General features: G+C 70.3%; 7 protein-coding genes and 7 pseudogenes. 2 read left to right on the forward strand and 12 right to left on the reverse strand.

Features of this window, described 5'->3' with window-relative positions; all coding sequences use genetic code 11:
• Positions 1 to 298: 298 nt before the first annotated feature.
• Positions 299 to 604: pseudogene (locus tag K0H76_RS06445) on the forward strand (PIG-L family deacetylase); the annotation flags it as partial.
• Between the two features lie 89 nt (positions 605 to 693).
• Here the strand turns inward: K0H76_RS06445 and K0H76_RS06450 are convergent.
• The 3 genes and pseudogenes from K0H76_RS06450 to K0H76_RS06460 form a co-directional block, all read right to left on the reverse strand.
• A complete protein-coding gene (locus tag K0H76_RS06450; RefSeq protein ID WP_258934860.1) occupies positions 694 to 2,613 on the reverse strand; it encodes an anti-sigma factor in 1,920 nt (639 codons plus the stop codon).
• Between the two features lie 88 nt (positions 2,614 to 2,701).
• A pseudogene (locus tag K0H76_RS06455) lies at positions 2,702 to 3,162 on the reverse strand (tRNA (cytidine(34)-2'-O)-methyltransferase).
• A 15-nt stretch (positions 3,163 to 3,177) separates the two neighbouring features.
• On the reverse strand, positions 3,178 to 4,263 hold the full coding sequence (locus K0H76_RS06460; RefSeq protein ID WP_258934861.1) for a DnaJ domain-containing protein: 1,086 nt from the start codon (positions 4,261 to 4,263) through the stop codon (positions 3,178 to 3,180).
• Between the two features lie 88 nt (positions 4,264 to 4,351).
• Between K0H76_RS06460 and K0H76_RS06465 the strand changes: the two are divergent.
• Positions 4,352 to 5,534: pseudogene (locus K0H76_RS06465) on the forward strand (cysteine desulfurase).
• A gap of 92 nt (positions 5,535 to 5,626) precedes the next feature.
• On the opposite strand, the pseudogene K0H76_RS06470 reads toward K0H76_RS06465, so the two are convergent.
• The 9 genes and pseudogenes from K0H76_RS06470 to K0H76_RS06510 form a co-directional block, all read right to left on the reverse strand.
• Positions 5,627 to 5,896 (reverse strand): annotated as a pseudogene (locus K0H76_RS06470) (chorismate mutase); the annotation flags it as partial.
• Between the two features lie 85 nt (positions 5,897 to 5,981).
• Positions 5,982 to 7,107: pseudogene (gene mnmA, locus K0H76_RS06475) on the reverse strand (tRNA 2-thiouridine(34) synthase MnmA).
• A 40-nt stretch (positions 7,108 to 7,147) separates the two neighbouring features.
• Positions 7,148 to 8,453, reverse strand: a pseudogene (locus K0H76_RS06480) (DUF58 domain-containing protein).
• 88 nt (positions 8,454 to 8,541) lie between these two features.
• Positions 8,542 to 9,487: pseudogene (locus K0H76_RS06485) on the reverse strand (MoxR family ATPase); the annotation flags it as partial.
• A gap of 887 nt (positions 9,488 to 10,374) precedes the next feature.
• Complete coding sequence (locus tag K0H76_RS06490) at positions 10,375 to 10,593, reverse strand: hypothetical protein (RefSeq protein ID WP_258934862.1); 219 nt, start codon at positions 10,591 to 10,593, stop codon at positions 10,375 to 10,377.
• Between the two features lie 210 nt (positions 10,594 to 10,803).
• On the reverse strand, positions 10,804 to 11,343 hold the full coding sequence (locus K0H76_RS06495) for a DUF4129 domain-containing protein (protein ID WP_258934863.1): 540 nt from the start codon (positions 11,341 to 11,343) through the stop codon (positions 10,804 to 10,806).
• Positions 11,340 to 11,546: a hypothetical protein gene (locus K0H76_RS06500; protein ID WP_258934864.1), complete on the reverse strand. Its 207-nt coding sequence runs from the start codon at positions 11,544 to 11,546 to the stop codon at positions 11,340 to 11,342. The genes K0H76_RS06495 and K0H76_RS06500 overlap by 4 nt, the downstream gene beginning before the upstream one ends.
• Positions 11,543 to 11,917, reverse strand: coding sequence for a hypothetical protein (locus K0H76_RS06505; RefSeq protein ID WP_258934865.1), 375 nt, complete (start codon positions 11,915 to 11,917; stop codon positions 11,543 to 11,545). Before K0H76_RS06505 ends, K0H76_RS06500 begins: the two co-directional genes overlap by 4 nt.
• A gap of 276 nt (positions 11,918 to 12,193) precedes the next feature.
• Positions 12,194 to 12,391, reverse strand: a complete 198-nt coding sequence (locus K0H76_RS06510; RefSeq protein ID WP_258934866.1) for a hypothetical protein — start codon at positions 12,389 to 12,391, stop codon at positions 12,194 to 12,196.
• Between the last annotated feature and the right edge of the window lie 50 nt (positions 12,392 to 12,441).

The following is a 12,441-nucleotide window of genomic DNA, read 5'->3' on the forward strand; positions in this document are numbered from 1 at the left end:
TGGTGACTGAGGTGCTGGAGGGCTCACCCGCGGATGAGGCCTACCTGCAGGCGGGGATGTCGTCACCGAGGTGGAGGACCGAAGGATCGACGGGCAGCTGGCGCTGTCGGCGACGATCCGGGAGTTCCGCGCCGGGGAGACGATCACGCTGACGGTGCTGCGCGACGGCGAGGAGCAGCAGGCCGAGGCGACGCTGGCAGAGATGGAATGAGGTTCGACGCGGATCTGCTGACTCCCGAGGAGCTCATCGAGGGCCTCGGCATCAGCCGCGCGCTGGCCTTCGGCGCCCATCCTGACGATGTCGACTTCGGCGCATCGGCGACTCTCGCCGCTCTGGCTGACCGGGGAGCGGAGGTCACTCTGGTGCTGCTCACCGCCGCGACGCCGGGGCTTCGACGCCGCACGCAGCGCGGAGGAGACCGCGCGTGTGCGTCTGGAGGAGCAGCAGGCGGCGGCCGAGGTGCTGGGCATCCGGGAGGTCGTCCTCCTGGACGGCCGGGACGGCTTCGTCCAGCCCGACGAGGCGCTGATCGGGGAGGTGGTCCGCCTGATGCGGACGTACCGTCCCGACGCGGTGCTCTCCTTCCACCCCGAACGCAATTGGGAGAGGCTGCAGGCCTCTCACCCGGACCATCTGGCCTGCGGCGAGGCTGTGGTGCGGGCCGCCTACCCGGCGGTGGAGAACCCCTTCGCCTACCCGGAGCTCGCCCAGCAGGGCCTGGAGGCGTTCAAGATCAAGCACCTGCTCCTCATGGGCGCCCCGGCTGATCGGGTGAACCTGCGAGTGGATGTGACCGGACTGCAGGAGCGCAAGATTGAGGCGCTGAGCCGCCACTTCACGCAGCATCGCGATGCGGAGCGGATGGTCGGGTTCGTCTCTGACCAGATGAGCGGCATCCACGGGGCGGAGGCTTCGCCGAGGAGTTCCACCACGTGGTGGTGAACTCCCGGGGACGATCTCGGGCTTCTAGCCCTCCTCGGGCACCTGCAGGGACACCTCGGTGACTGTGTCGCCCTGGGGGTCTCCTCGTTGCGCACCTGCTCGACGGTGATCTGCAGCATCCGGTGCTGGGCCAGGCCGCTGACGTCGATGCCGTCGGACTCCAGCTCGTCGGCGGTGAAGTTGCCGAGGGATGAGATGGGCGACTCGCCCACGGGCAGCAGCCACACCTGGTAGGTGGCCTCGCCGTCCAGCTCGGGGACGTCCTCGAACTCGATGAACCCGACGTCCTCCTGCTCGGAGAGCACGGCGCGCACCTCGCCGCCGTCGTTCATCTCCTGCTCGATGGTGTAAGCGTCCTCATCGGCTTCCACCGCACTGCGGGTGTCACTGGCTGCGGTGATGATGAGCCACACCAGCAGGCCGACCAGCACCACCCCGACGAAGTAGGCGATGAGCATCCACCGCTTGGCCTTGGGCACCTGACGTTCCGTCTCTTCGGCGTCGAAGCTTACGGTCTCCACCATGCCCATGCCGACCTCTTTGTGGGCGACCGATCCCAGCACGGCGTCGAGAAGGCCCGACGGCGGTGCGACGGGGTGGGAGGCGAAGATCTCGGCGAGGGTTCTGCGGGTGGCCAGGACACGGGTGTCCCACCGCTGCGCGGTGGAGGCTTCGGCCGTCAGGGCGGCTTCGTCCAGCAGCGCCCGCTCCGCATCGTCCACTGCGTCCAGGGCGTAGGCCTCGGCCAGCTCGGTCAGCAGGCCCTTGTCCAGGTCAGCGCTGACCTCATTGGTGAAGTTGCGGTTCACGGCTGTGCCGCGGGCGATGTCATCTGCGGTGACGGCGGCCCGGAGGATCGGGTCGCCCTCGCCCTCGTGCCCCCGCTGCTCACCTTCGAGGCGGGCGCTGTGCAGGCGCGTCATGGCGTCGCGGAGCCGGGACTTCACCGACGGGACGGCTGCGCCCACCTCCTGGGCGACCATCTGATGGCTCCGCCCGGCCAGGTACGTCAGCGCCAGAGACTGAACCTGGGAGTCCGAGAGCGGCAGGAGGTCCTCGAGCACCTCCTCGGGCAGTCCGGCGACGCCGCCTCCCTCGGATTGGGGGACGGGGACGAGCGGCAGCGGCTCGGCCAGGCCCTCCCGGAAGCGTTCGGCGATGATCCGGTGGGCCAAAGGCACCAGCCACTCGAGCACCAGCTCGTACTCGTTGGGACGCCAGTGCGCCTCCTGTCCGGCCTCACCGGTGCTGATCTCAGGCTCGAAGCCCGCGTACTCGTCGGTGAGGGTCTGGGAGGCCTTGGTCTGGAGCCTGAGGTCCTGGGCGCGCGCTTCGGCCTGGTCCCAGAGGTGCTGGTAGACCGCCTGAGTCGAGGCGGCGGCGCCGTCGGCTTCCGCGTGCATCAGCAGGGCAAGTCCGTAGACCACGTCTGAGGTGGACTCGTAGAAGAGGGAGAATGCGGCCTGGTCGCCCCGGGCAGTGCCGGTCAGCAGCTCCGCCAGGGTGGGGTCCTCAGCCGGTGCGGCCGTCTCATCGTCAGTGTCAGTCGTGCCCAGCTCAGCGCCGTCCTCGCTGTGACCGGGTGCCGCGTCGTCGTGGTGGTCGCCCTCAGGCGGCACCTCCTGCTGCGGGTCCTGGTCGGGCTCGTCCGTTCCGTTCGGGGTGCTCATGGTGCGAGTCTAGTGAGCCAGTCCGCGCAGGCCCGGCGCGACGCCCCGCAGGTCCGCAGATGATAGTCCCGGAGCGGGATGCTGCCGGTCACACCGCACCGTCGAATCCGTGCTGGCGCCACGCCTCATAGACGACGACGCTCGCCGAATTTGCAAGGTTCAGGCTCCGGATCCCCGGGCGCATGGGGATCCGGACGAGTTCGGTGACCCTGGGGTCGTGCTTGACGTGCTCGTCGAGACCGGTGGACTCGCGGCCGAAGAGCAGCGCGTCACCGTCCTGGTACTCGATGTCGGTGTGGTGGGCGGCGGCCTCCCGGTGAACGCGAAGACTCTGTGCGGCCTCAGGGCTGCGTAGGCGGCGTCCAGGCTCTGATGCTCGGTCATGACGGCAAGGTCGTGGTAGTCCAGCCCTGCCCGCTTCAGCCGGGTGTCGGTGAACTCGAAGAGGGTGGGTCCAGCGATGTGCAGCTCGAAGCCCACGGCGGCCGCCAGCCGGATGAGGCTGCCGGTGTTGCCGGGGATCTCGGGCTGGTCGAGGATGACGTTCAGGCGCACTGGGTGCCTCTAGATCTCGTCCGGCTGGACCAGCTGCCGCCTCAGGGCCGCCATGAGGTGACGATCCACCAGGTTGGGCTGCTCCTGGTCGGTCAGCAGATCGGTGATCTGCCGGAACGCGCGCGCCACGGCACGGGGCGTCCAGGTCGGATGCGCCGCCGACGGTCTGGACCAGAGGCTTGAAGAGGTCGTCGCTGGGGAGAGGAGGATCACCTGGTAGTCCACGCGCAGCGTGGGCACGCTGGAGGCGGTGGCGCGCATGGCCTCCTGGACTGCCCCGCGGAGCCTCCGCGCCTCAGCCTGAAGGTTGGGCACGCTGTGGCTGCGGCCGTGGGCATGCAGCTGGCTGCCGTCCCAGGCTGCGGCCTCGCCGCCGATCTCCAGCGCCTCGACGACCACCAGCCGGTGGCCGCAGATGAGGACGTGCGGCACACGGTCGCTGCTGGTGGGCTTGGCGCGCCCGCGGCGGTCCACCTGCACTGCGGCCTCGTACACGTCGTTGAACAGCCGGGCCGCAGGAACCCGCGGGAAGACGTGGGCCTCCAGCAGGGCCGCCACACGGCTGCCGCGCTTGGCGGCGCCGCCGCCGAAGAGGCCGGAGCGCTTGAAGGTTCCGTGCATGCGCTGACTGGTGAGCTGCAGCGGCAGCGGCTGGGGATCCTTCAGGGACGGGAAGTACTCCACCGCCAAGTCGGCGACGTCTGTGCCCCCGCGTCGGGCACGGTCCTGCCCGGCAGGCTCCGAGGAGCCGGTGTTGGCGGCGGAGCCGCGGCTGGAGAACGACTGGGGCGTGTACAGCCCCTGGTCCGCCTCCGCGGCAGGCTCGTAGTGGGCAGCGCTGCGGTCGCGTTCGGCCGCCGGTCTCGGAGCAGGCTCGCGCTCCGGCGCCGGGCCGTACATGTCAGCGTCGTAGTCGGCGCGGGCGTCCTCATCGCCGAGCACCTCCCATGCCAGCTGCACCTCATGGAATGCTTCGGCCGTTCCTCCGGCATCCGGGTGCGTCTGACGCAGGCGGCGGCGATAGGCGGCGCGCAGGGTCTTGAAATCATCACCGGGCTCAACCCCCAGCACGGTGTAGTGATCTGGCTCGTTCATCAGACGTTCAGCATAACTCCATGCCTTGACCCCCGATCCCTGTGACACCCCGGATCCGCGGCCTCGGCCGGGCGTAGAATCGAGGGTGATGCCCCGCTATTTCGACCATGCCGCCACCACTCCTCTGAAACCCTCTGCAGTGCAGGCGATCACTGAGCACAGCGGCTTGGCGAACCCTCCTCGCTGCACGGCTCGGGGCGCCGGGCGAGGCTGGCTGCGGACTCCTCCAGGGCTCGCCTGGAGGCCGCCGCCGGGGCTGACCCCAGTGAGGTGATCATCACATCCGGAGGCACCGAGGCGGACAATCTCGCCGTCAAGGGGCTGTACTGGCAGCGCTTAAGATGAGGACGGGCGCCGCCGCCGCATCCTGCTGCCTGCGCTGGAGCACCACGCGGTTCTCGAGGCCGCCGAATGGCTGGAGGCCCACGAGGAGGCCGAGCTGGTCATCATTCCGGTCGACGCCGAAGGTGTGGTGGATCTGGCCGCGCTCGAGGCGATGCTCGCCGAGGCTCCGGAGAGCATCGCCCTGCTGACGGCCATGTGGGCCAACAACGAGATGGGCGCGGTGCAGCCGATCGGCAGGATCGGTCAGCTGTGCGCCGCCGCTGGGGTCCCCTTCCACACTGACGCCGTGCAGACCTTCGGGTCTATCCCGGTGAGCTTCGCCGAGTCCGGGGCCTCCACGATGGCCATCAGCGGGCATAAGATCGGCGCGCCCGTGGGCATCGGGGCGCTGCTGGTGCGCCGAGACGTGAAGCTGATGCCTGTTCAGCACGGCGGCGGCCAGGAGCGCGACATCCGCTCAGGCACCCTGGATGTGCCGGGGCTGGCGGCCTTCGCTACGGTGGCCGAGGAGGCGGTGGCCTCTCTGGAGGCGGAGTCGTCTCGCCTGGCTTACCTGCGCAACCGGCTTCTGGAGGCGGTGGAGCAGGAGGAGGGGGTCAGGCTGCGGGGCCCGGATCCGCGCACCCACCCGCAGAAGCGGCTGCCGAACAATCTTCATTTCACCGTCGACGGGGCGGAGGGGATTCGCTGCTGTTCATGCTGGACATGGCTTAGGCTTCGACACGGCCACGGGCTCGGCCTGCACGGCCGGGGTGCCGCGGCCCTCTCACGTGCTGCTGGCGATGGGCCTCAGCGAGGAGGAGGCCCGGGGCGCCCAGCGTCTGACGTTGGGCTGGACCACTGCCGAGGAGGATGTGGAGGCGCTGAGGCAGGCGCTTCCGGGCATCATCAGGCAGGCGCGCACCGCCGGGATGGCAGTCGGCTGAGGGAGCTCAGCTTTCGGTGGCCCAGTCGAAGGGCGCGTCCGGTCCTGCAGGAGCCGCGGGCCGGTTCGGGGGTGTCCGTCGCTCTCGGTGGCGGAGAGCGCCTGGTGGTGCCGGATGACCTCTTCGATGATGAAGTTCAGGAACTTTTCGGCGAAGTCCGGGTCGAGCTCCGCATTGGCCGCCAGCTGCTTGAGGCGGGCGATCTGGTTCTTCTCCCGCTGGGGGTCTGAGGGCGGGAGCTTGTGCCGCGCCTTGAGCCGCCCGACGCGCTGAGTCGCCTTGAACCGTTCGGCGAGCATGTGGATGAGCGCCGCGTCGATGTTGTCGATGGAGGAGCGCATGGACAGCAGCTCCTGCAGAATCTCTGGGTCGACGTATTTCCCGGCTTCGCTTACCGGTCGTAGGAGGGCTGCTGGGTGCTCATCCTCACACCCTAGCGAAATCCGGCTAGGCAGGCTGGTAGTGGCGGCTGCGGGCGGTGTCGATGGTGGCCTGGCCCAGCACCCGTGTTCCCTGGTACATCACAGCGGTCTGGCCTGGGGCGACGCCCTTGAGGGAATCGATCAGCTCCACGTGCAGGCGGGGGAGCCGTCGTCGTCATGCTGCACGCGCGCCCGGGCGGGCACAGGGTCGGCGTGGGCGCGGATCTGCAGCTCGATGTCGAACGGGTGCCCGCGGCGGCCTCCTCGACGGGCTTACTTAGCCCATGAGAGCCGGATGCCGGTGATGAAGTCCACCTCCAGCAGCTCCTGGGGCCCGGCGACGACGGTGTTCTCCTTGGGGCGGATCTCCAGCACGAACCGGGGCTTGCCGTCCGGGGCGGGCCGTCCCAGCTTCATGCCGCGGCGCTGTCCCACGGTGAACGCCTGCGCGCCGTCGTGCTCGCCGAGCTGCTCGCCCTCGGGGTCGACGATGGGGCCCTGCTGCAGGTCGATCTGCTCGGCCAGCCACCCGCGGGTGTCTCCGTCGGGGATGAAGCAGATGTCGTGGGAGTCGGGCTTCTTCGCCACGGAGAGGCCGCGCTCGGCGGCTTCGGCCCGCACCAGATCCTTGGAGGGGTGTCGCCGAGGGGAAGTAGCAGTGGGCGAGCTGCTTCTCGTTGAGCACGCCCAGCACGTATGACTGGTCCTTGGTCCAGGTGGCGGCGCGGTGCAGCTCGCGCGTGCCGTCCTGCTGCTCGATGATGTGGGCGTAGTGGCCGGTGGCGACCGCGTCGAAGCCCAGAGCGATCGCCTTGTCCAGCAGCGCTTCGAATTTGATCTTCTCGTTGCAGCGCATGCACGGGTTGGGGTCCGGCTTAGGCGGCGTACTCGGCGATGAAGTCGTCGACCACATCTGCTTTGAACCGTTCGGAGAAGTCCCACACGTAGAAGGGGATGCCGAGCTTCTCGCAGGCGCGCCAGGCGTCGGAGGAGTCTTCGATGGTGCAGCAGCCTCTGGAGCCGGTGCGCAGGGTCCCGGGCATGCGGGACAGGGCCAGGTGCACGCCGACCACCTCGTGGTAAGCGTCGACGGCGCGGGCTGCGGCGACGGCTGAGTCCACGCCGCCGGACATTGCTGCTAGTACCTTCATCGCGGTATCCAGCGTAGGCGCTCATCCGGATATTCCGAAGCTAGAGCCTGCCTTCGGCCTTCAGGCGGATGTAGGTGTCGGCCAGTGCGGTGGGCAGCTGCCGGGGAGGAGCTTCGACGACTTCGGCCCCACTGCGGTCAGCTCGTCGCGGACTGCGGCGGACTCGTAGAGCTGCCGCTCTGCTGCGGCGGCGGAGTAGACGTCGGAGACGCTCTGCCGGGCATCGAGCCGCGCCTGGAGCTCCGGGTCCTGGGGAGGCGACGACGACGGTGTGCTGGGAGGCCAGGGTCGGAAGGACGGGCAGCAGCCCCTCCAGCACCGCACCGGCGTCCAGTGCGGTGAGCACCACGACCAGCGCGTGCCGGGTGCTGACCTCGGCCACCCGGGCGGGCAGCTGGGAGAAGTCGGCTTCGACGAGGGCGGGCTGGACGGAGGCCAGCTGCTCGGCCATGTGATGGCTGAAGGAGCCCGCTGCGGCGGAGGAGGCCCGTGCGACCTGCTCGCGGTGGAAGGCGGTCAGGTCCGTGCGGTCGCCTGCGGAGACGGCGAGCGTGCCCAGCAGCATGGCGGCCTCGATGGATGTCTCGATGCGGGGTTCGTCGCCGATCCGCACCGCGGAGGTCCGGGAGGCGTCCAGGCAGAGGATCACCCGGCGTTCGCGTTCGGGCCGCCAGGTGCGCACCACCAGGTGCTCGCCCCGGTCGGCTCCTCCGGCGCGGCGGCGTGCGGTGGCCCGCCAGTCGATGGAGCGCACGTCGTCGCCGCGGACGTAGTCGCGCAGGGAGTCGAACTCGGTGCCGGCGCCGAGGCTCCTGGCGGCGGAGCTTCCGTCGAGCTCACGGATGCGGCGCAGGGCCGACGGCAGGTGCTTCCGGGACCGGAACGGGGCAGGATCCTCAGAGTCTGGGGCACCCGGTGGGTGACTTGGCGTCCGGCGATCCCCAGGGGCCCGAGGCTGCGCACGGCGACGTGCTCGCTGCGCAGGTGCCCGCGGCGCACGGGTGTGAGGCGGGTCCGGATCTGCAGGGCCTCGCCGGGGTCGATGCTCACGGGGTGAAGCGGCTGCTGGGCGCGGGCGCTGGGCTGCCAGCCGTCTCGGGCGTATCCGCGCAGGCGCCGCCGCCCGGCGTTGTGCAGCACGGTGACGGCCTCGGCGTGCTCGTCGAGGCGGATGGGGCGCACCGGCTCACGCTCCACCGTGATGCGCCGGGGCGAGGCGCAGAGGAGCACATCTGCTGCGGTCAGGGCGGCCAGCAGCCCCACCCACCACCAGAAGGCCCCGGAAGGAGGACGACGGGGAGGGCGAGGGCCAGGGCGGCCCACAGCGCACGCCGAGTCAGGAGCATCGCGGGCGCGGACTCAGTGCTGCCGCTGAGGGGCTGGGGCGTATGCGGGCTGTGGGCTGGGGGTCCGGCCCTCCGGGCTGTGGACGCCGGGAACCGGGACCGATGCCAGCACGCCGTGGAGCACGTCGTCGGAGGAGACCCCGTCCATGTGCGCCTCGGCGGAGAGCATGACCCGGTGGCGCAGCGCAGGCAGGGCCAGGGCTTTGACGTCGTCCGGGGTGACGTAGTCCCGTCCGGAGAGCCAGGCCCAGGCCTTGGATGCGTTCAGCAGGGCGGTGGCTCCGCGGGGGAGGCGCCGAGCTGGAAGCTGGGGGCGTCGCGGGTGGCCCGGGCGATGTCGACGATGTAGGCCGAGACCTCCGGGGATGTGGCGACCTGGGCGACTGCCTCGCGGGCGGCGAGCACATCCTCGACCCCGGCCACGGGCCGCACGCCTGCGGCGGCAAGGTCTGAGGGGCGGAACCCGGCGGCGTGCCGGCGGAGCACCTCGATCTCCTCGTCGCGGGCGGGCATCTCCAGGTGGACCTTCAGCAGGAACCGGTCCAGCTGCGCCTCAGGAAGCGGGTATGTGCCCTCGTACTCGAGCGGGTTCTGCGTGGCGGCCACCAGGAAGGGGTCGGGGAGGGCCCGGCTGACGCCGTCGACGGAGACCTGCCGCTCCTCCATGGCCTCCAGGAGCGCGGCCTGGGTCTTGGGCGGGGTGCGATTGACCTCGTCGGCGAGCAGCAGGTTCGTGAAAAGCGGCCCCTTGCGGAAGGAGAAGTCTCCGCCTTCTGCGTCGTAGACCAGGGACCCGGTGATGTCGGAGGGCATCAGGTCCGGGGTGAACTGCATCCGCTTGGAGTCCAGGCTCAGGGCGGCCGAGACAGCGCGCACCAGCAGCGTCTTGGCCACACCGGGCACCCCTGGAGCAGCACGTGGCCGCGCACCAGCAGTGCGATGGTCACCGAGGTGACGGCGGCATCCTGGCCGACGACGGCCTTGGCCACTTCCTCGCGCACGGCGGCCAGCTTCTGCCGGGCCTCATCACTCATCTGTTCTCCTCCGTCGGGGTGTTCACGGTGGTGGTCTGCTGCTCGAGCGTCTGAAGTGCCTGAGCATAGGTCACCAGGTCGGTGCTGCTGTCCACGCGGGGATGCTCCAGCAGCGCGGTCAGCTCCTGCGGGTCGCGTCCTGTGCGGTGCGCGGCGGCGCGGGCCGCTGCGTGGGGTTCGGGATGGGTGCCTAGCCGCAGGGTGCGTCCGAGCCGACGCAGCGTTCCCTGCCGCAGGGCATCGGCGGCACGGCTGTGCGCGTGGGCGCGCTGATACAGCCGGGCACGGCCTTCGGTGAGCTCCCGGCGGGCACGTTGGTAAGCATGGGCTCGGCGACGACGGGCCCGTAGCGACGGCCGCGGCGAGGATTCCGATCAGGGCCGCGAGCACCAGCCACCCCATCAGCGGCAGCATCCAATCGTCGAGGAGCTGACCGGGGTCAGCCAGTCCTCCTCCCCGGCAGGGCTGTCGTCCGCGGAGGGGTGTACCAGATGAGCTGGTCGTCCTCGCCGGAGAGGTCCTGGGCGAGGCTGAGGGCCAGGGCCGCGTTTCCGGCGCGCTCGATCTGCCGGTTCGCGAAGGTGTCGGGGCGCCGAGGACCAGTCCTTCAGGGGTGTCTGCCAGCAGGTGGCCCTCGGGGTCCACGGGAAGCACCCTTCATCGCCGGGGATGACCACTCCGGGGCCTGGATGCTCTCGGACGACTGGGCCGCGTCGATCTGGCATTCGGATCCGGCGGGGATCTCGGGGCAGTGTTAGCCGGGCCGGTCTCGAGGGGCAGCGCCCCTTGGGGCAGCTCCTCAGGCACATGCTCGGCGGCCCATGAGTCGCCGAGGATCCAGAGCGCCTGCCGCTGACCGTCGGAGACCTGGCTGAGCAGCTCCTCGCTCAGCTGCCCTCGGGGCCTCGTCCGAGGTTGGGAGGGAGCATGGTGACGACGCCGGCGTCGGGCAGCTGCCCCATCAGCTCGCGGGCCTCAGCTCCGGAGGAGGCGGCATGCACGGTGATGCCCTCGTCCTCCATGACGGCCGCGAAGGCTCCGTAGCCGTCGAGCTCGGTGCTGCCCAGCGCGTAGGGGCGGGCCTCGCCCTGGTCCATGAGCTGCATCGCCGCGGCGGTGAGCGCGCCGAGGACCAGAAGGATGATCCAGAACTGTCCGCGGGCGAGGTGCGCCGCGCCGCGGAGCCCAGGCCCACGGCGGTGGGAGCGGGTGCTGTCACTGCGGCGCCACCAGCCTCGGGCCGGAGGCAGCCGCGGCGGGCTCGGCGGCTGCGAGCTCCTCGTCGAGCTGCCGGAGGGCCTCGTACTGCTCCCGACTCAGCGTTCCGCCCCGTAGAGGGAGCGGCTGAAGTCCTCGGCGGCCTGCTGCAGACGGCCCGCGCGGGAGCCGAACCGGGCGTCCAGGGCCCGCGCGATCTCGGTGGCGGTGCGGCCTGCCTGCGCGGTGACGATGGCGCGCTCCTCCGCGGAGCGGGCCATCGCGCGGTAGGTGTCGCGGAAGGCTTCGGCATGCTCGCCGCGGTGGGCGTGCTCCTCGGCCCGGCTCCGCAGCTGCGCTGCGCTCGCCGTCGGGTCGATGTCGACCTGCGGCTCGGCCGAGGGTGCTCGCTCCAGGCGGGGGCGGATCAGCAGCACCACGGTGATGACGGCCGCCGCAGCCAGCACCAGCAGCAGCAGCGGCCCGAAGGGCACGTCGAGGCCGGTGGCGTCGGCGAATCGCGCGTCGAGCCATCGCAGGAAGTCGTCGAACGCTTCGCGGAGCGGCCCGGAGAGCTCGCGCTGGTATTGGGCCTCTGAGAGTTCGCTGCGCAGCAGTTCGCGCGCCTCGTCGGGGGTGTAGGAGGCCGCCGGGGTCATGGTGCCCTCCATGTCTGTGCGAGCGCCGCAGGCGATGGTTCGTCTCCGTCGGCCTGCATCTGCCGGACGGTGCGGCTGAGCCGCACGTCGAGGGCTTCCTGACGGATGCGGCTGCTGATGTGGATCATCGCGACGCCGGCGCCCATGAGCGCCACGCCGACGGCGTTGAGGACGGCTTCGAAGACGTGCAGGCCGATCATCATCCACACGGCGGCGCCCTCATCGGGGCCTGCCCCTGGTCTGCGGCTGATGCGACGCCGGAGGCTATGCCCAGGGGCACTGCTGCGATGCTGATGATGATCAGCACCATGACGAGCAGCAGGGAGACCGCCCCCATATTCCTCCACCAGAGTCCGCGGTTGAGCTGGAATGAGCGGGCGACGGCGGAGAAGGCGGTGCGTCGCTCGGTGATGATCACCAGGGGTGCATGCAGCAGCGCGGTGGTGATCCATGCCAGCGCCAGGAGGCTCACGGGCACGACGACCACCGCCCCGATGAACAGCGTGATGATGATGATGAAGAGCGCGACGAAGGCTCCGACCATCAGTCCCACGAACAGGAGGACGGTCAGCATGAGCAGGTGGAGGCTCAGCCAGCCCCAGACGGCCGGGGTGCCGGAGCGCCTGGCCGAAGCTGGTCTTCAGCCCCAGCCCTGAGCGCAGTGCGGGAATGATCAGCAGCGTGGCCGCGGCGACCCACAGGAGGGAGGAGACGAAGCCCGTGAGGGCGGTGACGGCCAGGAAGGACGCTTCCCCCATGAGCGAGAGGGCCATCTCCTGGTCCTCATAGGCGAGCGGATCGGCCAGGATCCGGTTCATGGAGGAGGGGGCGACGGCGTAGGTCAGCAGGGTCAGCAGCAGGGTGATGGTCCCCGCGACGAAGGGGATGCCGAGCGCGGCCTTGGGGAGTGGCGGATGATGGCGAGGGCCGCGGCGAAGATCTCGTTGAGGCTGAGCGGCCGCAGCGGGTAGACGCTGCTGGTCCCGGCCTCCTGGGGCGGAAGTGCGCTGAGGGAGCCCCGGCCGGTCTCCATGCGCGCGCCCACCATGTGACCACCATATATCCTGGGCGTCGATACGATGCGAGGAAGGTTGCTGA

The organism is Nesterenkonia pannonica, assembly GCF_019575955.1.
Taxonomy (GTDB): domain Bacteria; phylum Actinomycetota; class Actinomycetes; order Actinomycetales; family Micrococcaceae; genus Nesterenkonia; species Nesterenkonia pannonica.